Source organism: Terrisporobacter petrolearius, from assembly GCF_020748185.1.
GTDB classification, from domain to species: Bacteria; Bacillota; Clostridia; order Peptostreptococcales; family Peptostreptococcaceae; genus Terrisporobacter; species Terrisporobacter petrolearius.
The window spans coordinates 12,710-34,004 of record NZ_JAHZMO010000005.1 but is presented as its reverse complement, the minus strand read 5'-3'; the positions used below and the strand labels follow the sequence as shown (position 1 = coordinate 34,004).

At 27.6% G+C, this 21,295-nt stretch carries 20 protein-coding genes, 3 pseudogenes and 1 riboswitch; of the genes and pseudogenes, 17 read left to right on the top strand and 6 right to left on the bottom strand.

What is annotated here, in order from left to right; genetic code table 11:
* The first annotated feature begins 5 nt into the window (after positions 1-5).
* The 5 genes and pseudogenes from pseB to K0040_RS21010 form a co-directional block, all read left to right on the top strand.
* Positions 6-1,019, top strand: a pseudogene (gene pseB / locus K0040_RS04580) (UDP-N-acetylglucosamine 4,6-dehydratase (inverting)).
* Between the two features lie 202 nt (positions 1,020-1,221).
* Complete coding sequence (locus K0040_RS04575) at positions 1,222-1,410, top strand: LbetaH domain-containing protein (protein ID WP_228107766.1); 189 nt, start codon at positions 1,222-1,224, stop codon at positions 1,408-1,410.
* Between the two features lie 156 nt (positions 1,411-1,566).
* Positions 1,567-1,782, top strand: a pseudogene (locus tag K0040_RS21020) (DegT/DnrJ/EryC1/StrS family aminotransferase); the annotation flags it as partial.
* Positions 1,783-1,791: 9 nt separating this feature from the next.
* Entirely contained in the window at positions 1,792-1,965 is a 174-nt protein-coding gene (locus K0040_RS21015) for a DegT/DnrJ/EryC1/StrS family aminotransferase (protein ID WP_316720020.1), read from the top strand.
* 514 nt (positions 1,966-2,479) lie between these two features.
* Positions 2,480-2,783 (top strand): annotated as a pseudogene (locus tag K0040_RS21010) (transposase); the annotation flags it as partial.
* A gap of 240 nt (positions 2,784-3,023) precedes the next feature.
* On the opposite strand, the gene K0040_RS04560 reads toward K0040_RS21010, so the two are convergent.
* Positions 3,024-3,800 (bottom strand): CotA family spore coat protein, encoded by a 777-nt coding sequence (locus K0040_RS04560; protein ID WP_228107765.1) that lies wholly within the window; start codon positions 3,798-3,800, stop codon positions 3,024-3,026.
* A gap of 263 nt (positions 3,801-4,063) precedes the next feature.
* Positions 4,064-4,786 carry a hypothetical protein gene (locus tag K0040_RS04555; RefSeq protein ID WP_228107764.1) on the bottom strand — a complete coding sequence of 241 codons (723 nt, stop codon included), beginning with the start codon at positions 4,784-4,786 and terminating at the stop codon, positions 4,064-4,066.
* A 240-nt stretch (positions 4,787-5,026) separates the two neighbouring features.
* Here K0040_RS04555 and K0040_RS04550 point away from each other — a divergent pair, with 240 nt between their 5' ends.
* From K0040_RS04550 to ybaK, 4 genes are all read left to right on the top strand, one after another.
* Entirely contained in the window at positions 5,027-5,197 is a 171-nt protein-coding gene (locus K0040_RS04550; protein WP_228107763.1) for a hypothetical protein, read from the top strand.
* 43 nt (positions 5,198-5,240) lie between these two features.
* Entirely contained in the window at positions 5,241-6,053 is an 813-nt protein-coding gene (locus K0040_RS04545; protein WP_228107762.1) for a hypothetical protein, read from the top strand.
* Between the two features lie 204 nt (positions 6,054-6,257).
* On the top strand, positions 6,258-6,533 hold the full coding sequence (locus K0040_RS04540) for a hypothetical protein (protein ID WP_228107761.1): 276 nt from the start codon (positions 6,258-6,260) through the stop codon (positions 6,531-6,533).
* Positions 6,534-6,723: 190 nt separating this feature from the next.
* Positions 6,724-7,206 (top strand): Cys-tRNA(Pro) deacylase, encoded by a 483-nt coding sequence (gene ybaK, locus K0040_RS04535; RefSeq protein ID WP_228107760.1) that lies wholly within the window; start codon positions 6,724-6,726, stop codon positions 7,204-7,206.
* A gap of 20 nt (positions 7,207-7,226) precedes the next feature.
* Here ybaK and K0040_RS04530 read toward each other — a convergent pair whose 3' ends face one another.
* Both K0040_RS04530 and K0040_RS04525 read right to left on the bottom strand, forming a co-directional pair.
* Positions 7,227-7,964, bottom strand: a complete 738-nt coding sequence (locus K0040_RS04530; protein ID WP_228107759.1) for a LytR/AlgR family response regulator transcription factor — start codon at positions 7,962-7,964, stop codon at positions 7,227-7,229.
* A 16-nt stretch (positions 7,965-7,980) separates the two neighbouring features.
* The gene (locus tag K0040_RS04525; RefSeq protein WP_228107758.1) at positions 7,981-8,916 is read right to left on the bottom strand and encodes a sensor histidine kinase; all 936 of its coding nucleotides are present in this window, start codon (positions 8,914-8,916) and stop codon (positions 7,981-7,983) included.
* Positions 8,917-9,143: 227 nt separating this feature from the next.
* On the opposite strand from K0040_RS04525, the gene K0040_RS04520 reads away from it, so the two are divergent.
* The 4 genes from K0040_RS04520 (at position 9,144) to K0040_RS04505 (ending at position 15,379) form a co-directional block, all read left to right on the top strand.
* Positions 9,144-11,714: an ABC transporter permease gene (locus tag K0040_RS04520; RefSeq protein WP_228107757.1), complete on the top strand. Its 2,571-nt coding sequence runs from the start codon at positions 9,144-9,146 to the stop codon at positions 11,712-11,714.
* A 10-nt stretch (positions 11,715-11,724) separates the two neighbouring features.
* A complete protein-coding gene (locus K0040_RS04515; RefSeq protein ID WP_228107756.1) occupies positions 11,725-12,399 on the top strand; it encodes an ABC transporter ATP-binding protein in 675 nt (224 codons plus the stop codon).
* Positions 12,400-12,760: 361 nt separating this feature from the next.
* The gene (locus K0040_RS04510) at positions 12,761-14,176 is read left to right on the top strand and encodes an MBOAT family O-acyltransferase (protein ID WP_228107892.1); all 1,416 of its coding nucleotides are present in this window, start codon (positions 12,761-12,763) and stop codon (positions 14,174-14,176) included.
* A gap of 15 nt (positions 14,177-14,191) precedes the next feature.
* Positions 14,192-15,379 (top strand): alginate O-acetyltransferase AlgX-related protein, encoded by a 1,188-nt coding sequence (locus K0040_RS04505; protein WP_228107755.1) that lies wholly within the window; start codon positions 14,192-14,194, stop codon positions 15,377-15,379.
* Positions 15,380-15,595: 216 nt separating this feature from the next.
* On the opposite strand, the gene K0040_RS04500 is transcribed toward K0040_RS04505, so the two are convergent.
* Complete coding sequence (locus K0040_RS04500; RefSeq protein WP_228107754.1) at positions 15,596-16,213, bottom strand: DUF3267 domain-containing protein; 618 nt, start codon at positions 16,211-16,213, stop codon at positions 15,596-15,598.
* A 109-nt stretch (positions 16,214-16,322) separates the two neighbouring features.
* Between K0040_RS04500 and splB the strand changes: the two genes are divergently transcribed.
* Entirely contained in the window at positions 16,323-17,345 is a 1,023-nt protein-coding gene (splB, locus tag K0040_RS04495) for a spore photoproduct lyase (RefSeq protein WP_228107753.1), read from the top strand.
* Positions 17,346-17,396: 51 nt separating this feature from the next.
* Here splB and K0040_RS04490 read toward each other — a convergent pair whose 3' ends face one another.
* Complete coding sequence (locus K0040_RS04490) at positions 17,397-18,215, bottom strand: alpha/beta hydrolase (protein ID WP_228107752.1); 819 nt, start codon at positions 18,213-18,215, stop codon at positions 17,397-17,399.
* A 250-nt stretch (positions 18,216-18,465) separates the two neighbouring features.
* Between K0040_RS04490 and K0040_RS04485 the strand changes: the two genes are divergently transcribed.
* Genes K0040_RS04485 through K0040_RS04475 form a run of 3 tightly spaced genes read left to right on the top strand, consistent with a single transcriptional unit; the run spans position 18,466 to position 21,103 of the window.
* A complete protein-coding gene (locus K0040_RS04485; protein ID WP_228107751.1) occupies positions 18,466-19,305 on the top strand; it encodes a fumarate hydratase in 840 nt (279 codons plus the stop codon).
* Positions 19,306-19,315: 10 nt separating this feature from the next.
* Entirely contained in the window at positions 19,316-19,870 is a 555-nt protein-coding gene (locus K0040_RS04480) for a Fe-S-containing hydro-lyase (protein WP_228107750.1), read from the top strand.
* 45 nt (positions 19,871-19,915) lie between these two features.
* Positions 19,916-21,103, top strand: a complete 1,188-nt coding sequence (locus tag K0040_RS04475; protein ID WP_228107749.1) for an NAD(P)-dependent malic enzyme — start codon at positions 19,916-19,918, stop codon at positions 21,101-21,103.
* Positions 21,104-21,174: 71 nt separating this feature from the next.
* A riboswitch (TPP riboswitch) is annotated at positions 21,175-21,275 on the top strand.
* The last annotated feature ends 20 nt before the right edge of the window (positions 21,276-21,295 follow it).

The window sequence follows — 21,295 nt, the reverse complement described above, 5'->3', positions numbered from 1 at the left end:
ATATAATGTTGAATAGTAAAGTAATATTAATTACAGGTGGTACAGGATCATTTGGGAAAAACTTTACTAAATTGATTTTAAATAGATACAGTCCTAAGAAAATCATAATATTTTCTAGAGATGAATATAAACAAGATTTATTCAAGAAAGAATTAGCTCTATAAATGCCAGAAAAATTACATTTAGTTAGATTTTTTATAGGAGATGTAAGAGACAAAGATAGACTATATAGAGCATTTGACAATGTAGATTATGTAATACATGCAGCAGCTATGAAGCAAGTACCAGCCTGTGAATATAATCCTTATGAAGCAATAAAAACAAATATAAAAGGAGCCGAAAATATAATAGAGGCGGCTCTTGATAGAAATTTAAAAAAAGTAATAGCTTTATCAACTGAGAAGGCTGTTAATCCTATAAACCTTTATGGAGGAACAAAATTAGTATCAGATAAATTATTTATTTCAGCAAATGGATATTCAGAAGAAAAAGGAACAATATTTTCTATAGTAATATATGGAGCTGTATGTGGAAGTCGAGGTTCAGTTATTCCTTTCTTTAAGAATCTTATAGAACAAAACATAAAAGAATTGCCAATTACAGATTTTAATATGACTAGATTTTGGATTAGTTTGGAGGATGGAATTAAATTAGTTTTAAAAGCATTAGAAGAATCAAAAGGAGGAGAAACATATATATCTAAAATACCATCATTTAAAATAGTAGATTTAGCAGAGGCTATGTTACCAGGATGTGAACTTAGAAATATAGGCATTAGAGAAGGCGAAAAATTGCATGAAATAATGATAACAAAAGATGATTCTAGAACTACTTATGAATATGAAAACCATTATATAATATACCTTCAACTTGATTGGTGGAATGAAGACAATTATTTTGCTGAAGGTGGAAAACTTATACCAGTTGGATTTGAGTATAGCTCAGGAATAAATACTCAGTGGTTAAGTGTAGAGCAGTTAAGATATGAAATGAATAGATTAAGAATATATAAAACATAATTATATTTTATATATAAGAAGGATGTAATAAATATGAGTATATTAAATAAATATAAATTTGGTCCAGAAACACTATTAAAACACTGGATGCTTCGTATAAAACCTCTAAACAATATGCTAGTAAAGAGTAATATTGGACAATTGTGAGACAACGTACAGGTAAGGATAGTATGTAACAATTGTAAATGGAAATAACATTAACTTGGCAAATAATCTTGTATTAAGATCAGGAATACAGTTACATGCAGGTAAAGTATCTAAAATTATTATAGAAAATAATGTGCTAATTGAATCAGACGTGTTTATAACAGTTAATAATTATAATTATGCAGATATAAATAAGCCAATTCTTCAGCAAGGAGACTCTGAGGAAGAAGTAGTGATAAAATAGGGCTTTTGAATTGGTAGAGGATCACCTGCAAAAATAATTAAAAAACTGGACTAAAAATAGAGAAAGGAGAATATAAGATGAAAAGTGAATTAGCTATAAATGGTGGCTAGTTATGTAGGTTGCAAATATGCTGTAGCTGTATAAAATGGGACAGCTGCATTGCATGCATCTTGCTTTGCAGTAGGGATTAAAAAAGGAGATGAGGTTATAACTACTCCTATGACATTTGCAGCTTCAGCTAATTGTGTTTTATATTGTGGTGGAAAATCTGTATTTGCTGATATTAATCCATTCACTTATAATATAGATCCAAAAGAAATAGAAAAGAAAATAACTAGCAAAACTAAGGCAATAATACCTGTAGATTTTACTGGTCAAGCAGTGCATTTACAACCTTATTATAAAAAACTAGGATATGAAGAAGGTTTATGTTCTAATGTAGAAGATTTATATAATAAAATGATTACTTTACCACTACATGCAAATATGAGTGATAAAGATTTACAAGATGTAGTATTAGCAGTTAATAAGGTGCTAAACTACTATAAAAAATAAAGGTGGTAATTTCTATGAATATATTAATTGTAACTATTAAAGAGTGGAATAAATCAAATGCAATTATATATAAGTCACAAAGTACAAGAGCCTGTGAAAAAAAATCTATAATTTCTAAAATATAATAGATTTCTATGATAATATTAAATTATTATGGGAGTCTGTTTTTTATGGTAAGAAAAAGAAAAGAAAGATTAACTGAATGAAGAAAGAATATTATAGCTACGCCAATAGAAGAATATGACATTGCAACAGTTGAATGATATTCAAGATGTATTAAAAGATTCGCTTGGAGGTACAATTAAATCTATGCTTTAAGCTGAAATGAATAATCATCTAGGTTATAAACATTTATGAAAGGGATGAAAGTTCTAATTCAAGAAACGGAAATAAATCAAAAAAGTTAGAAGTATATATGGTGAGTTCTAAATTGAGGTACCGCAAGATAGAGATAGTTCTTTTGAGCCTAAAATAAAAGTAGTAAATATTGGTTAAGCGTACTAAATGAATTGGAAAAGGGCAAGATCATTATCCAAACGCTATGGAAAGTTGGTTTAAAAATTGGAATGCAATAAGCCCTATATTTAAATTTTCTGCAGATATGCGTAAGGTTATATATACTATAAATGCAATTGAAAATCTTAATAGTACACATCGTTTAAACCGTCAACTTACTGTATTTCCAAGTGATACGGCTTTACTTAAAGCTTTATATCTATCTACCTTTGAGGCTACTAAAAAAATGGAATTTACATCTTAGAAATTGGGATAAAGTTTATGTAAAGTTATCAATAATGTATGAAGGACGACTAGATTAACAATTATTTATACCTAGCAAAAAACACCTTTTTTAAAGGTGTGCTTGACGTGCAATTAAATTAGAATGACATTAAAGTTAAGGCATGGATAGATTTTTATTCTACCCGAGCCTTAACAAATTTATCATAGAAAGCTATTCATAAAAAAATTTCATAGTCTCCAACTTTTGGTAGAATAATGCACACCTATATTATTTAATTAAAAATAAATGATTTATTTATATATAAACATATCTAATTTTAAACTGGTATTCCATAGAACCCTATAGATTCTAAGCATACAAAATAAATTCTATTTATATCATCAAGAGTATTAGCAAGAACTAAAATATTTCCAACTTTACCTAAAATCTTAGCTTCATGTAAAGCAAGCCATCCACTTGTAATATTAACTAAATTATCATTGAAAGAATAAGGTTTATTTATATCTCTAAATATACCATCGCCACAACAACATTCATCATCTCTTAATATATCATTGCCACAGCAAAATTCATTATTTTTAAAATTATGACATGGGTATTTTTTGTCAAGTAATGTTTTTAAGCTTGCCTCAAAATCTTCTACAGCTTCTGGATCATAGTTGAAAATTATAGCATCTAAATTACAAAGAGATGCTCTAGAAATTGTATTTGGTATAAAATAAGGTGATGGATCTTCAGATGGTATTGGATAGTAATACCCAGGAGCATTTATATTTATAAAACTAAATTGACAAGGGTCAATTGAACTTAATGTTGCATCTGGTGGTCTAGTATTGTCGTTCTCCTCAGTGGTCCAATCAGTAATTAATTCTAAACTAGTACCTACTAAAAATTTTTCACCAACAAATGCGAATTCATTGTATATTATAGCATCCTTTATAGTTGGATTTAATAATAATTCTAAAGATCTTTTCATGTCTTTGTTACAGCAACATTTATTTTTTTGACATGGTTTAGGTTTTGGACTAGTACCAGAGCCAGGATAAGGATCATATTGTTGACATGAGGATGATAGCCAACCGTTATTACTCATAATATCTACTCCTTAAATATTTATATTATATAGGTTTCCTTAGCCTATATTTATAATATATTTATAAGATAGAATAATGTTACTAAATAAGTATAAAAAACTAAAATTTTGTTAAATATTGATGTATTTTATGGATGATAATAGAATCTTAAATTTACTATTAAAGAATTAATTCTAATATATTTAGAAAGAATCTTGTGTTACAAAATAAGATATCATGTAAAAACTTTTATATTAAAATAAAAAACTGACAAATATAATTGTCAGTTAAAATACATATATTTTTTATGATAAATATCTCCAGTATTATAGGAAGTATTATAAAAACACTTTCTTATTTTTTCATAGCACATTAAATCCATCAGAATTTCATAATTAATAAAGACCTTTCCTAAAAGGCCATCAATATTAGAATGGCAATCGTATTTAGGAGATATAAATATATACTCTGGATTAACCTCGGCATTTAAGCGGTGGTCTACATCTATAAAATTATTATCTAAATCACAATTGGCAGGTATGCAACATTTGTTCATTAAAAGAATTTCTATACGATCTTTAGACTTTCCAGTGGCTTCAAAATATATTTTTTTACAATTATCAGTATGAGCTATAGCCTTAAATTCTAATATAAGTGAAATTTCTAATTTTAGTTTTTCTATGATACTAAATAAGATTTTATTGTGGTTATCTTTTGGTAAATTAATAAATACGTCCTTTATATTTATACAATCATTAAGTAAAGATTTATGGGAATTTACACATTTACCATTGATCAACAATTCTTTTTCTGTTTTAGAAATACTATATTGTAATTTTGTTTCTAGGATTTCAATTTTGCATTTTTTAGGTAATTTTAAATTTTCGCATAAAGTAAAGTACATTGGTAAACTTGAATTTGCAGTAATTGTAGCAATATCAGAATCTAAAAAATTTTTTACCGTTGATGGACATATTATGTTGCTATGACAGTCATAATTTTTCATAAATATTCCCTCCTATCAAGTATATCTTATAATATGGAAAAAAAATAATTTTGTGATGTATTTTTATGTAAATAATATAAATTTTAATAAATAAAAACACTAAACTTAGTGTCAATTATTAGAAATGTTCATATATATAGGAAAAGAAGGTAATTTTTATTAAAAAACTTAATGAGTGATTAGCTACAAGAATTAAGTGCGTTAATAGCATCGATTTAAGTTTCTAATTAACACCAATGCATGCCTTCCTATACAGCAGAATCATTACAAAGAAAATCTGGAGAAATGTTCTATTCTAACATGACGAATTATGGAAATAGAGGTCTTACCCATACCAACGTCAAGATAGATGTGGCTGTGTTGCAAGAAATAAGTATTATAAAAGTTTTTACAAAATTATTAAAGAATTAGCATATAAAAAGCGTATTCTTAGACTAAAAAGGTGGGATGAGTAGTGTATTATGTATTTAATTTAAAATTTATTTATGAAATATTAAACGAAATGAAGTTTGATTTGATTTGTGATAAAAAATGTTATCATAAAGAATTTGACGATTGTCATAATGATTTTAAACCTTGTGAAGAAGACTGCATAGATGATATGCATCATGAGGATTGTGAATGTAATGAAAAACATCATGAAAATTGTCATGACCATAATTCTTGTGATAAGAAACGCCATTCAAAAGAAGTAGAAATAATAAGAAATATTACGAAAAATTTTTTAGAAGAAGACTTGTGCATTGATAAACTACAGGGATGGAATAAAGATTGTAATTGTATGAGTTTATTAGATATATTAATGACAACACTTTTTGATATAGAGGAATGTACTAGCTGCAAGAAAAACTATGGTTATCTATTACAAATAGATAAATTTGAATGTATATTAAAAAATTTAAAAAATTTACTTTGCCAATTAAAATGTCTATTTAGTAAAAAATGTGACTTGATATCAGATGTTTTATGTAAATTATTTAAAATAATAGATTTAATAGAAAGTATAATTTCGAAAATAAGTAATATAGAGTGCTTATGTAAGTCACATATGGATTGTAAGTGTGAATTAATAGAATGTATGGTGTGTGAATTAGAAGATGAAATAAATTCGCTAGAAAAAGTAGTATTAGAATTGGCTAGTACAATATTCGAACTAGCATCAAAAGAAATACTAAACTGTACAGCTTGTGGAGTATCAGAATGTGAAAAAGATAGAAAAAGAAATTCTTCGAAAAAACATTGTGAAGGAAGTTGTTATAGAAACTAATAAGTTTGTAATATAAGGTATTAATTAAGGAGGTATTTGACGATTTATTTAGTTCCATTATGCCAAATATCTAGATTTAGAGTATACAATAACTTTAAATAAAAACATCTTATATATTATAGGGTGTTTTATTTTTTTATTATTGTAACTATATTTAACGAAGAAAAATATAAATAAGTAAATAGAATTATTGGAGGGATTATAATGAAATGTTGTTCTTATAAAATAGGAGTAATAGTAGAAATAATGGATAGTAATGATGAAAGATATAAGTTAGTCACTATAGGACAGAATCCGAAGGATATTTATACATTTACAAGACTTGTTGTAAGTGATGAAACTTTAATAGTGGATCGCGAGTACAATGAAATTACTGTAGAAGATTTAAATATAGGTGATTTAGTTGTGGCTTATCATTCTAATATTATGACAATGAGTATACCGCCACAAACAAGCGCCTATATTATAGAAGTAAAATAAAATTCTCTTCGCTTGAGCCATTGTGTGGGTGAATCACTTCGTATTGTCAACGATATATCATAATCACTAATTAGGATAAATATATTACTCAAAATTTACTTTTTTATGATAAATGATGTATCCGCTTAGGAAATTATATTATAATAAAAGAATAATATCAATTTGGAAAAATTAACAAGGAGATGATGAAATGGCAAAAAAGCAACAAAAGACTAATGCTATGAGAATATTAGATGCTAAGAAAATAGAGTATAATATGTATACTTATGAAGCTGATGATAACCATATTGATGGAATAAGTGTGGCACACAAATTAAATCAAGATGAAAATATGGTATTTAAAACTTTAGTAGCACAAGGAGCTAGCAAGAATTTTTATGTTTTTGTAATACCTGTGGCAGAAAGTCTAGATATGAAAAAAGCAGCAAAATCAGCTGGAGAAAAGAACGTAGAAATGATTCATGTTAAAGATATAAATAAGGTGACAGGATATATCAGAGGAGGATGCTCTCCTGTAGGAATGAAGAAATTATATCCTACATTTGTACATGAAAGTGGCGAAAATTTAGAAAAAATAATTGTAAGTGGAGGAAAAATTGGATTTCAAATTGAGTTAAATCCTGAAGATTTACAAAAGACTATAAACTTTAAATATGCAGATATTATAAAATAAGGCATACCATGTGGTATGCCTTAAAATCTTTTTGTTCTATAAAATCTATAAAGAAAATCTTTTTCCAGTGATTTGCTCAAGGTTGCTGTTTCTTGAAAATTAATAAATCTTATTTCAAGAGATGATTTATTAATAGGTATAACCTTATGTATTAACTTTAAATTAACTATATATTGCTTATGAGAGGTGAAGAAATTTGGTGGTAGTCTTTTAGAGAAATCCTCGAAATTTTCATAGAATTTTATTACATCATGATCTTTAGTATAAAGATTTATTGCTCTAGAATTTTTTTCAAACATAACAATATCATCAAAGTTAAGCATATGAACTTGTTTTCTTACTTTATATACAAATAAGGTGTCTTCAATAAAGTTACTTTTAGCCAACTTGTGAGAATTAATGTGGTCTATGGCAATATTTAAAGAATCCAAAATCTTATCCTTAGTAAATGGCTTTACTATAAAATCAACAGGATGAACCTTAAAACTTTCTAAACTATAATCAGCAAAACCTGTCACAAAGATTATATGAACATCTTCATCTATTTTTGAGATTTCCTTTGCACAATCAATTCCATTTTTATGAGGCATATCAATATCCATTATAAGTAAATCTATTTTTTCACTTTTAATAAATTCTATGGCATCAATACCGTTTTTTACTTTTTTCACATAATCAACATAGCCAAAATTTTTTATTATATTTTCTATATCATCTCTTATAGCTTTATCATCATCACATATTAAAACTTTTATCATTAGAATAATCTCCCCCTTAGCAGTATTTCGGTATTATAATAGTAAATTCAGTTAAAAACTCATCACTACTTGCAAAAATATGATAACCATATTTATCTAAAATATTTTTCACAAGATAAAGACCATAACCCCTGTTATCTCCATCTTTAGTTGAAAATCCTTCTTCAAAAATACTCTCCGTATTATATATCTGTGGGCCATTATTTTTTATTGATATAACATATTGAAACTCATCTTCGTAGACGAAAAGTTTTATATATTTATGGTCTTTTTTAATAGTAGACAAAGAATCAATAGCGTTGTCAATTATGTTTAAAATTACGGAGCTCATATCACTTGGTTCAATTACCAAGTTATCAATAAAATCTTGGATATAAACATCAAATGTAATATTTTTCATAAGACACTCTTCGTATTTTAGTGAAGCAATAGCATCTAAATAAGATACTTTGCCATATCTAGAAGTTTTAGATCTAAAGCTATTAGATATATTTGTTATATAGTCTTTCGCATCCTTATTTAAATTGTTATTAAGGAGAGAATAAACTACTTGCAAATGTTTAAGATAATCATGCTTCTGACTTCTAAGTTTGGCTATAATACTGTCCTTATGCTCTATTTTGTTATTTAGCTTATTTAATTCACATTTGTATTCATACTTCTTATTTAATACTTTTGAAAATTCACAGCCTAGATATAAAGAAAAAATCATTAATATAAAGGCTAATACTGATATAAAAATACCTTTTGTCAATAAACTATCATTTAATTTATATAAAGTAAAAGTAAATATCTTATAAGTTATTAAAAATAATATTGAAGATATACATAAACTAAAAATATTTCTTTTACCAAGACTCATATTTTTATAAAAATCATATCTGTAAAAAAATAGATTACTACCCACAAAAACTACTAAAATACCCATTGTAAATATAAAAATATTGTACATATTTAACTCCTTAGTCATTCATTTATAATAGGAGTATATCATTTATAAAAAAATATGTAAAAAGTTGTAATTTACATAAATGAGCTGAAAATTTGTAATTATATCTATGGAAATGAACAAATAACCATAAAAAAATTGAATAAACTTGATTTGATAGAAATATTTATCACAGATATAATGAACTTATTCAAGGAAAGAATTTATTCAGACGGAAGGGAGTAAAACAAATGAGGGAAGATTTCAGTATAGTAATCAAATATATAAAAAGTTTTAAATCAAGATCTATAGCCATAATGCTTAGTATAGTTTTGGGAACAGCACTTATAGTAGGGGTAGGGACATTATCAAAAAGTGCACAAGAAGCTGGCTTAGAAAGGATAAAAAGAGAAACAGGAACTTATCATGTAGCCTATAAAGATATAGACAAGAATCAACTGAAGGTTGTTAAGGAAGGCAAGGATATAAAGAATATAGGATTAAATTCTTACTATGCATCTACAGATAAAGGAGAAAAGCTACCTATTAACATACTTTATGCTGACAATAATTTTCTAAATGATGAATCAAAAATTGTAAAAGGTAGATTGCCAGAAGGAAAAAATGAGGTTGTTTTAGAAGGTTGGATATTAAACAGTATGGGACTGGAAGGGTCTGTTGGACAAGAATTAACTTTTAAGCTTTATGAAAAAGAAAAGCCAGAAAAGTTTAAGGTTGTAGGAATACTTAAGGATAGATATAAAGATAAAAGTGTTGGAAGATGTGAGATGTTTTTGCATCTTGATGAGAATAAGATTAATAATTTTGTAGCTAATGTGGAGTTTAATGAAGGTAGTCCAATTAGCAACAATATAGAAGCTATAGCTAAAAAATCCAATCTTAATTTAGATAATCAAGTAGGTGTAAATTCTACACTAGTTGGAACCGTAGAAGAAAATGGTGGTATTGATAGTGAAAGTAGAAATACAGCCATAACTATGAGTGCATTTGCAGGACTTGTAATTTATAGTATTTTTTCAATATCTGTTTATCAAAGAATTAGAGATTATGGAATGTTAAGAGCAGTTGGGGCTACTAATTTTAGAGTATTTAAACTTATGTTATATGAGCTATTATTAATAGCACTAATATCATTACCTATAGGCATACTACTTGGTATGGGTGGTTCACAAATATTTAACAAAACAGGTGGAAATATACAATATGAAGGGAATATAAAATCAACTCCTTTTGTAATACCAACTAATATAATATTAATATCCATAGCATGTACTATAATCATGATTTTTGTAATAAGTGTATTAACATATATGAAGATAAGAAAAATATCACCCATAGAAGCCATAAAGAAAAATTTTGGATCAGATAAAAAGATAAAGAAAAGTAATTTTATATTAGGCGGGTTGAGTAATAAGATCTCTGCAACAAAGGCAATTTCCATAAAAAATATATTTAGAAATAAAAAAGCATTTATACTGATTATGCTATCAATGAGTATAGGTGGCATACTTGTAATAAAAAATGATTATGCATATTCTCGCTCTGAAGCTATGTATGAAGATCAACAAAGATGTATGTTTATGAATGGAGATTTTGTATTAAAAGTTAATGGATCAACTGATGAGGAAAATGGACTTACTGATAAAGAAATAAATGAAATAAAAAAAACAGATGGAATAAGTGAAGTGAAAACAGCTAGAGTATTACATTCTAGGATGGTATTAGATAAAAAAGACATATTAGATATGGAATTTATTGATCAATTAAATAATGGTGGATATACAGGAAGTGTGTTAAATGGTTTATTATTCAAGGATAAAAAAAGTGATCAGTATTTATTAAAACAAAAGTTGAAAGGTTTTAATGATGAAATGTTAAAATCACTGGATAAATATGTGGTAAGCGGCAAGATTGACATAGAAAAAATGAAAAATGAAAATTTAGCAGTTATTTATATGCCTTATATTGTTGATACTTTTTACGGAACGAAGAATGTAGTTGTTGGTGGAGGAAAACCCTTATCTAATATAAAAGTTGGAGATACTGTTACCATAAAATATCCAAAAGGGAAAATCGATAATGTAGAATCTTACTGGAAGGCAAAAGACAATCTTGAGTATGAAGAACACGAATTTAAAGTAGGAACTATAGTTAATTATCCTTTTGCAGATGATAGTATGTATAGTGGTGACCGTGGAATAGATGTTATCACAAGTAGTAATTATTTAGAAAAGCTATTTGGTGATAATAACTATGATGTAGTTTATGCAAATGCGAAAAAAGGTGAGAATCATAATGCTATAAATAAAAAGCTTGGGGAAATAGGAAGTAAAGTTCCCGGAACGATTACAACAGATATGGTTCAGGACAAAGCAACTAATGATAGAAGTTTAAAGCAAGATAAACTATATACTTATGGAATTGTGGCAATTTTATTTGCAATAAGTATATTTAATATAATAAATAATGTGAGTTACAATTTAACTTCAAGAACAAGTGAATTTGGAATGCTTAGAGCAATAGGAATAAGTGAAAAAGATTTTAAGAAAATGATAGCTTATGAGGGATTATTCTATGGAATAATTTCAAGTGTAATAGTTGTAGTAGGTGGAATTATTTTACAAACGAGGATGTATGAAACTTATGGTTTTGCAGATTATGGGATGGATTTTGTTATAAATTATAAATTATATATTCTAATAGTAATTGTAAATATAATTGTGGGATTATTATCAACTTATCTACCAGCAAGAAAAATAAAGGAAAGTAGCATAGTAGAAGCTATAAATATTATAGAATAGAGGGATTATTATGGTAATATTAGAGACTATTAATTTAGGTAAATTATATGGAAAAAAACAAACAAAAGTAGATGCAATTAAGGACGTTAATTTAAAAATAAATAAGGGGGAATTTGTGGCAATCGTAGGACCAAGTGGAAGTGGAAAAAGTACCTTTCTTCATTTAATAGGAGGACTTGAGCGACCAAGTAATGGAACTATAAAAGTTGATAATAAAGATATATGCTGTTTATCTGATGGTGAACTAGCTAAATATAGAAGAGAAAAAGTTGGATTTGTATTTCAACAATATAATTTAATACCAGTTCTTAACGTCAAAGAAAATATAGAACTACCACTGAAACTTGATAAACAAAAAATAGATAAAGATTATATAGAAGATCTTATGAAATTGCTTGGAATAGAAGACAGAAAAGATCACTTGCCAAATCAATTATCAGGAGGTCAGCAGCAACGTGTTGCTATAGCTCGCGCACTTGCAGCTAAACCCAGTATTATTTTAGCAGATGAACCTACAGGAAATTTAGACAGCAAAACTACAGAAGAAGTTATGGATTTACTTAAAGAATCCATAAAAAAATACAATCAAACTTTAATAATGATAACTCATAATAATGAAATTGCAAAAAAATCAGACAGAATTATATCAATAATAGACGGTAAATTAAATGATTTAGACTGTTAAAGCTTATAATTTTCATAAAAGCTATGAAGTTGAAGTAAAAATCAATTTCATAGCTTTTTAAATTGTAAAAATTAATCTTTAGCAAGGTCGTTGTCTAAAGCGCTAGCAAAATGATTCGCCAACACGTTGCTCAAAGGCATCGAGTTGGCGACATGAAGTGTAGCGCCCACACAGTGGCTTGAGCGAAGCGAATCTTTATAACAAATTTATAACAAAGATTACATTTTATTAAATATTTATTACAAAGAATGCACAATACTTCTAAATATGATATTTTAATGATTTTTTCAGTTATATTTATATATAAGAAAATTAATAGATGGAGGGGAAACAATTCTAAGATTTAGAATTGGAAATAATTATGGTTTTTAGCAGTTTAATTTTTTTATTTTTATTTTTACCTATAGTACTTATTTTTTATTATTTATCTAATGAAAAACTAAAAAATATGGTATTACTATTGGCTAGTTTATTCTTTTATGCATGGGGAGAACCTAAATATGTATTTTTAATGATTGCATCCATTATTTGCAATTATATATTTGGGCTTAAAGTATCTTCAGAGGATATAAAGGAGAAAAAGTTGTGGCTTATAATAGCTGTAATTTTTAATATTTCACTATTAGGAGTATTTAAATATAGTAATTTTTTAATAGATAATATTAATAGTTTATTACATATTAACATTAGTATTCCTACAATACCTTTGCCTCTTGGAATATCATTTTTCACTTTCCAAACAATGAGTTATGTAATTGATGTGTACAGAAATAATAAGAGGCTTCAGAGGAATGTATATAATTTAGCATTGTATATAAGTTTGTTTCCACAACTTGTGGCAGGTCCAATTGTTAGATATGAAACAGTGGACGAGCAAATAAATAGTAGAGTTCATACAATAAATAAATTTTCCGTGGGGATAAATAGATTTGTTATAGGTCTTGGGAAAAAAGTTATTTTCTCAAATAATCTAGGTTTAGTTGCTGACAGTATATTTGCTACTAATATGTCAGATTTATCTACAATGGAAGGTTGGCTAGGAATAATATGCTACACTCTACAAATTTATTTTGACTTCAGTGGATATAGCGACATGGCTATAGGCCTTGGAAAAATGTTTGGTTTTGATTTCTTAGAAAACTTCAATTATCCATATATTTCTCAAAGTGTATCAGAGTTTTGGAGAAGGTGGCATATATCCTTAGGAAGCTGGTTTAGAGATTATATCTACATTCCCTTAGGAGGAAATAGAGTTTCTCCTATTAAGCAGTATAGAAATTTATTTATAGTTTGGTCATTAACAGGTATATGGCATGGAGCTAACTGGACTTTTGTAACATGGGGATTATATTATGGTATTCTAATTGCACTAGAAAAAGCCTTCTTACAAAAATATTTAGATAAGGTGCCAAAGTTTTGTAGACATATTTATTTAATATTATTAGTAATGATAGGATGGGTATTTTTTAGAGCAGAAAATATTGTACAAGCATATGAATATATAAAAGTTTTACTAGGAATTGGAGTAAATTCTATTTGTAATATTTCATTTATTAACTACATAAATGAATCAGGATTTATTGTGATTTTAGCAATTATTTTTGCTACACCAATTTTATCTAAAATTAAGTCAAAAATTGAGTTAATAAATAATAAGTTGATTGATAATAGATTTGCTTATGCACTTCACTCAATTTCACTAATGTCAATTATGTTTATGGTTGTTGTGATTTTAATAAATTCAACATATAATCCATTTTTATATTTTAGGTTCTAAGAGGAGGAGACAATAATGAATAATAAAAAAGCTAAATATATAGCTATGCCATTTTTAATTGCAATAATAGCTACATTATTTATTCATACAATAAGTAAAGACAAAGAGATAAGCGCGTCTGAAAATAGAGCATTAGCACAAATACCATCAGTAGAAGATGTGCCAAAAGAAGACTTTACTAAAAAATTTGAAGACTATTTTTCGGATCAATTTCCTTTTAGAGAGGAGTTGTCACAGCTTTATAATAAAGCAGAATTAATGCTTGGTAAAAATAAAATTAAAAACTACTATGTGCTTGAAAATAATTGGGTTATGCCAACACCAATAGATTCATTATCAGAGGAAGAATTAAAAGGTTCAGCTGAAAAAATAAATGAACTTTCTCAGGCAGCATTAAAGTCTAACAAAAGTGTTTATTATGCATCAGTGCCACATAAAGAAAGCATGTTAACTCATTTGTACCCTAGATTTACAAAAGGTTTAAATAATGCTACTGAAAATAAAAATAAATTTAAAAGCTATTTAGATAAAGATAAAATAGATTTTATTGACATAGATGAAGATTTTTTAAGTGAATTTAATGAGAAAGAAAGAGAAAAATTATATTTTAAAACAGATCATCATTGGAATGGCATAGGGGCATATGAAGGTTTTAAAAATATTATAGAAAAAATAAAAAAAACAGAAGGTTTTAAAAATATAAATTGGAATGATTATACTAAAACAGATTTGAAAAAAGGATATTTCCTAGGAAGTTACAATTTAAATTTAAATAATTTAGTAAAAGAAGATGAAGATATACCTTATGTTCACTCAAAAAACAAACATGAATATGAGTATTTTAAATATGATGGAAAAAAAGAAACTAAAGGAAAAGAAGAAGATTTTGTAGCCACAAGAATACATGAAGATGAAATATTATATGGTGGGGCTTACATGTTTGGTAATGCTTGTAATATTTTGAAAATAAAAAATAAGGATGCTTTAAGTGATAAAAAAATACTAATAATAAGGGATTCTTATCAGGCTCCTACTTCGTGGCTGTTTGCAGATATGTTTTCAGAAGTACAACTAGTTGACCCCAGATATACGGAAAAATTAGATTTATCTATAAAAGAAATAATTGAAGATAGTGATGCGGACATAGTTATGTTTATGTACAACTCAACAGATTTTAAATCTATGATTGATGAAATAAAATAAATAAAAAACAGATACAAGTTTTGAATTTGTATCTGTTTTTTACATATTAGCAAATAATAGTTGAATTTACGCTGTTGATAAACTCTGGAATTAATTTATATCAACTCATTTAGAAAGTGTGAAAAATGTATTTTTGAGCAAGGTCGTTGCCTGAAATTTCATAGCGCCCACGCAGTGGCTTAAGCGAAGCGAATTTTTTATTGAAATTTTGTCTTATTATTTTGTGAATGCAATAAAACCGCAGTCTGTAGGATGATCTATAAAAAGGGCATCCTTATATTTACATAATAATAGAGCAATAGTAGTATCCCCACCTGCGCATAAAATATTAATCATACTTAAATTCATTAATAAAGAATTACCTGTGAAGAAAGAAACTATAAATAGTAAAATGCCTAAAATAAGTAAAGGCATAAGTCCCCCAGTTAAATAAGCTTTAAAGTTAAGTGGTTCTTTGCAGTGACAATAAGGAGTTAATGACTTCCACATAACACCAAAATTTATACTTTTAAAACCATTTTTACAAAATAAACTCCATGTGATTCCGTGTAAAAATTCATGTATAACAATACATAAAATTATTGAAATAAAAAATAACAAAATGGTAGCTGGAGTAAACTCTAAAAAAATACCCCCCCATTTTCTTATATAAATGATAAAACAAATAAGAGCTATTGGTCCGGCTGTAAATAGTGCATAAATGTTAGCTTTTATAACACTAATTGTTCCTAAATTCTCTTTATATCCATTTTTTATCATTTCTTCTTTGATTTTTTCAAAGCTTTTAAACTTTTCTTGTTCATTCAAATTTTTTTCATTAATACTTTCAGACATAATAAACCCCTTAAATATTATTTTATTGAAATTATAACATATAATCCCAATTTATCCTTGGATTTTTAAAGATTAACTTGGAAAAATAGAATCAAAGGAAGGTGAAGTAATGTTTGTACCTCAAAGAATTATATTTGAAAAAGGTTCTCTAAACTATGAAATAGGTAAAAATATTTATGACAAATTTAAAAATATAGAAAAAACAGAAATAATAAATTTGACAAATAATAAAGTGAAAGAGCATATACCAGGAGATAATATTAGGGATTTTTATAAAGAAGGAAAAAATACTTTAGTTGTAGGAGTTAAAAAAGGCTATAAATTTCAAAGCTGTAAACCTTCTGCTCATTGGCAATTACCTTTATTTAGTGGTTGTGTGGGTAATTGTCAATACTGCTATTTGAACACAAACTTAGGTGACAAGACTTTTATAAAAGTCAATGCAAACATTGATGATATTTTAGATAGAGCAAATGAGTATATGGATGAAAGAAAGCCCGAAATTACCATATTTGAAGGATCAGCCACATCTGACCCTATACCTGTTGAACCTTATACACATTGTCTAAAAAAAGCAATTGAATTTTTCGCAAAAAGTGAATATGGAAGATTTAGATTTGTAACAAAGTTTGATGATGTTGACACTTTATTAGATATTGAACATGGAGGAAAAACAGAAGCAAGATTTACTATTAATACAAGGAAAGTTATAGAAGATTATGAGAAAAGAACAGGTAGTAGGGAAAAAAGAATTGAAGCTAGCGTAAAAATGATGAAATCAGGTTATCCCGTGGGGTACATTATAGCTCCTGTGTTTATGTATGAAAACTGGGAAGAAGATTATAGAAACTTATTAGTTTATTTAAGTGAAAAAATACCCAATAATTTAAGCCATCCAATTACTTTTGAAGTAATATCTCACAGATATACAACAAGAGCAAAAAATATTATAAATGAAGTATTTCCAGATAATACTTTACCAATGGAGGATGAACACAGAACTTATAAATATGGTCAATTTGGTTATGGAAAGTTTGTTTATCCAAAAGAAAATTTAGCTTATATGAAAGACTTTTTCGCAGAAAACATAAAAGAAATATTTCCAGATGCTGAGATTAAATATATTATTTAATTAAAAAAGGAGAGTTAAACAATTTTAACTCTCCTAATCATCCTAAATTAACTATATTCTACTTTCTATCCATTTACTTATTTCAGATATTATATCATCTTTTATTAATTCATCCAAAAGCTTATGATACAAACCATTTAAAATTCTAATTTCCTTATCTTTAGAAATTATATTATTAAATAAAAATCTACTATCTTCACAATCTGTTACTGCATCCATTGAGCCATGAAGTATTAAGCAAGGATATTTAAATTTATATAAATATTCAATAATATTTGAACTACTTTTTTTCAAAGCATTATAAAGACTTACAGTAACTTGTTTTAAAACTAATTCATCTTCATCATAAGATTGAATAAAATCGTAATCATGGCTTAGATTATGAATACTTCCAACAGAAACAAAGTCAAAATCACTATCATATTCATCAGAACTACATTTTGTATAATTACCATAATCACAAATTAAAGGGCTGCAAAATATCATGCCATCTGCTAGGTTATCATATTGTCCACCAAGAATACTCATTAGTTGTCCTCCCATGCCTTGACCTAAAATAAATAAAGGAAGATTTGGGTTTTCTTCTTTAACTAAATCAATAACAATTTTTAGATCTTTTGCAAAAGTATGGGCATCATCAACATATCCTCTTTTTCCATCAGAATCTCCGTGCCCTCTGTGGTCATATCTATATACATTAAAATTATCTGAAACAAATTTTCTAGTGATATAATCATATCTTCTATAGTGCTCTGCTAATCCATGTAGGATTAAGATAGTAGCTTTAGGACTATTAACTAAGTCTTTTGCGCATTTTAAATAAGTATTATCAAATGATTTAACCCAAAAATCTACTGTTGCAACACTCATATATTTCACTCCTCAAGTTTTATAATGAATCCTAAAAAAGCATAGGACTAACATATATAAATATTCTATATAGAGGAGTGAAAATCCTTTATTAAAAATTGTGATTTATTTTTTCATAACTGATACAATTTATATATAAACATAATTACCATAAAAATTATACTTTAAAATATTGTTTATATTAAAAAAAAGTGGTAGAGTTAAAATGTAAACACGAATAATTATGAGATTGTTTGGGAGGTATGTTCGCTTGAGGAAAATTGATTCAAAAGTAATAACTAAAGAGGTTAAGAAACTTTGTATTGAAGGAAATATATACCTTGGGGATGACGTAATAAAATCCTTTAAGAAAAATTTAGAAAAAGAAAAAAGTGATCTAGGAAAAGATATATTAAATATTTTAATAGAGAATGCTCAAATAGCTAAAGAAACACATATACCTCTTTGTCAAGATACAGGAATGGCAGTATTTTTTGTTGAAATTGGCCAAGAAGTTATGATAAAAGGAGATACTTTAACAGATGCCATTAATAAAGGTGTAAGTGAAGGTTATACAGAAGGATATCTTAGAAAATCTGTAGTAAGTCCTATAACTAGAATAAATACAAAGGACAATACTCCTGCCATAATTCACTATGAAATGGTAAAGGGAGATAAAATAAAAATTCAATATGCACCAAAAGGTTTTGGTAGCGAAAATATGAGTCAATTAAAAATGTTGAAACCTTCTGATGGAATTGAGGGAGTTAAAGAATTTATAGTGAAAACTGTAAGTGAAGCGGGACCAAATCCATGTCCACCAATAGTTGTGGGCGTAGGTATTGGTGGTACAGTAGATAAATGCGCTCAAATTGCTAAAAAAGCTTTATTTAGAGATATTGGAACTCATAGTGAAGATGATATGATAGCAGATTTAGAAAAAGAGATGATTAAAAAAATCAATGATTTAGGAATAGGTCCTCAAGGTCTTGGAGGAAATACTACGGCTCTTGCTGTTAATATTGAAACTTTCCCAACACATATAGCAGGGCTTCCTGTTGTAGTTAATATAAATTGTCACTCTGCTAGACATAAGCAAGTGATTATATAGGAGGGGAAATATGATAGAGTTAAAATCACCTTTTAAAAACGAAGATATAGAAAAGTTAGTTTGTGGAGATGTTGTTAAAATTAGTGGTGTAATTTATACTGGAAGAGATGCAGCCCACAAAAGAATGATAAACTCAATACATAATGAAGAAGAGCTACCATTTGATGTAAATGGAGCTGGAATTTACTATGTGGGACCATCGCCTAGCAAAGAGGGACAAATAATTGGCTCAGCTGGGCCAACTACAAGTTATAGAATGGATGACTTAACAGTGCCTTTATTAGAGCTAGGACTAAAAGTTATGATTGGTAAAGGGAAAAGAAGCGAAGAAGTAGTAAATTCTATGATAAAAAATAAGGCTGTATATTTAGCAGCCATTGGTGGAGCCGGAGCATATATTTCTCATGCTATAAAAAAATGTGAAGTAATAGCTTATGAAGATTTAGGGCCAGAAGCAGTGAGAAGATTGGAAGTTGAAGATTTACAATTAATTGTTGCCATAGACTCTTATGGCAACAATATATATGAAAAAGGAAGAGCGATGTTTGCAAAAGAATCAGAATAAATTTAATAACTAATAATTTGTCAAGTGTTATAAAGGAGAAGTAAAATGAGTAATAAGAATTTTGCACAATTAGCATTAGAAATGCACGAAAATCATGGAGGGAAGGTTAGCATACAAAGTAAGGTTGAAGTAAAATGCAAAGATGATTTATCTACTGCATATACTCCAGGTGTTGCAGAGCCTTGTTTAAAAATAAAAGAAAATCCAGAAGATGTTTATAAATATACTTGTAAGAGTAATATGGTAGCAGTAGTTAGTGATGGAACTGCAGTTTTAGGTCTTGGAAATATAGGTGCCGCTGCTTCAATTCCTGTAATGGAAGGTAAATCAATATTATTTAAAGAATTTGGCAAGGTAGATGCTTTCCCAATATGTATAAACACTATGGATATTGATGATATAGTAAAAACAGTAAAATTATTAGAACCTGTATTTGGCGGAATTAATTTAGAAGATATAAATTCTCCTAGATGTATAGAAATAGAAAATAGATTAAAAGAAGAATTAGATATTCCAGTATTCCATGATGATCAACATGGTACAGCAATAATTGTTTCTGCAGGAATTTTAAATGCAGTTAAATTAGCAGGAAAGAAAATTGAGGACTTGGAAATAGTTATAAACGGTGCAGGATCAGCAGGTATGGCTATAGCTAAAATGTTACTTAATTTAAATGTAAAAAATATAGTTTTATGTGATATAAATGGTGCAATTCATGAAAACTCTAAAAATATTAACTGGGCACAAAAAGAAATGCTAACACTAACTAATAAAAATAATGAAGTAGGAACGTTAGTGGATATAATAAAAAATAAAGATGTATTTATAGGAGTTTCTGCACCAAAAATGGTAACAAAAGAAATGGTAGAAACTATGGCAGACAAACCAATAGTATTTGCCATGGCAAACCCAACTCCAGAAATTTTCCCAGATGAAGCTAAAGCAGGAGGAGCATTTATAGTGGGTACAGGCCGTTCAGACTTCCCTAACCAAGTTAACAATGTGCTTGCTTTCCCTGGGATTTTTAGAGGTGCTTTAGACGTTAGAGCAAAAGAAATAAATGAAGAAATGAAAGTTGCAGCAGCTTATGCAATAGCAAATGTAGTTAAGGATGAAGAGTTAACACCAGATTATGTACTTCCAGATGCTTTCAATAAAAATGTAGTAGAAAATGTGGCAAAAGCAGTAAGAGAAGCTGCTATAAAAACTGGTGTGGCAAGGATAGAAATATAATTAATATAAGCATAAAAATATTTTGATTTGAAAAAATGAAATATAAGTACTACAATTAAAATAAATTAAAAAGTTTTACCTAGGGGTGCCCTAAGAGGCTGAGAGATGGAAACATTAACCCTTATACCTGATCTGGATAATACCAGCGTAGGAAAGAGTAGAGTGTTATATGATGAAATATGTGAATTTTTA

Bases quoted from the DNA above. Each gene is read 5' to 3' on its own strand.
- K0040_RS04560 (WP_228107765.1), bottom strand. From the start codon at position 3,800: ATGAGTAATAACGGTTGGCTATCATCCTCATGTCAACAATATGATCCT.
- K0040_RS04555 (WP_228107764.1), bottom strand. From the start codon at position 4,786: ATGAAAAATTATGACTGTCATAGCAACATAATATGTCCATCAACGGTA.
- K0040_RS04550 (WP_228107763.1), top strand. From the start codon at position 5,027: ATGCCTTCCTATACAGCAGAATCATTACAAAGAAAATCTGGAGAAATG.
- K0040_RS04540 (WP_228107761.1), top strand. From the start codon at position 6,258: ATGAAATGTTGTTCTTATAAAATAGGAGTAATAGTAGAAATAATGGAT.
- ybaK (WP_228107760.1), top strand. From the start codon at position 6,724: ATGGCAAAAAAGCAACAAAAGACTAATGCTATGAGAATATTAGATGCT.
- K0040_RS04530 (WP_228107759.1), bottom strand. From the start codon at position 7,964: ATGATAAAAGTTTTAATATGTGATGATGATAAAGCTATAAGAGATGAT.
- K0040_RS04525 (WP_228107758.1), bottom strand. From the start codon at position 8,916: ATGTACAATATTTTTATATTTACAATGGGTATTTTAGTAGTTTTTGTG.
- K0040_RS04520 (WP_228107757.1), top strand. From the start codon at position 9,144: ATGAGGGAAGATTTCAGTATAGTAATCAAATATATAAAAAGTTTTAAA.
- K0040_RS04515 (WP_228107756.1), top strand. From the start codon at position 11,725: ATGGTAATATTAGAGACTATTAATTTAGGTAAATTATATGGAAAAAAA.
- K0040_RS04510 (WP_228107892.1), top strand. From the start codon at position 12,761: ATGGTTTTTAGCAGTTTAATTTTTTTATTTTTATTTTTACCTATAGTA.
- K0040_RS04505 (WP_228107755.1), top strand. From the start codon at position 14,192: ATGAATAATAAAAAAGCTAAATATATAGCTATGCCATTTTTAATTGCA.
- K0040_RS04500 (WP_228107754.1), bottom strand. From the start codon at position 16,213: ATGTCTGAAAGTATTAATGAAAAAAATTTGAATGAACAAGAAAAGTTT.
- splB (WP_228107753.1), top strand. From the start codon at position 16,323: ATGTTTGTACCTCAAAGAATTATATTTGAAAAAGGTTCTCTAAACTAT.
- K0040_RS04490 (WP_228107752.1), bottom strand. From the start codon at position 18,215: ATGAGTGTTGCAACAGTAGATTTTTGGGTTAAATCATTTGATAATACT.
- K0040_RS04480 (WP_228107750.1), top strand. From the start codon at position 19,316: ATGATAGAGTTAAAATCACCTTTTAAAAACGAAGATATAGAAAAGTTA.
- K0040_RS04475 (WP_228107749.1), top strand. From the start codon at position 19,916: ATGAGTAATAAGAATTTTGCACAATTAGCATTAGAAATGCACGAAAAT.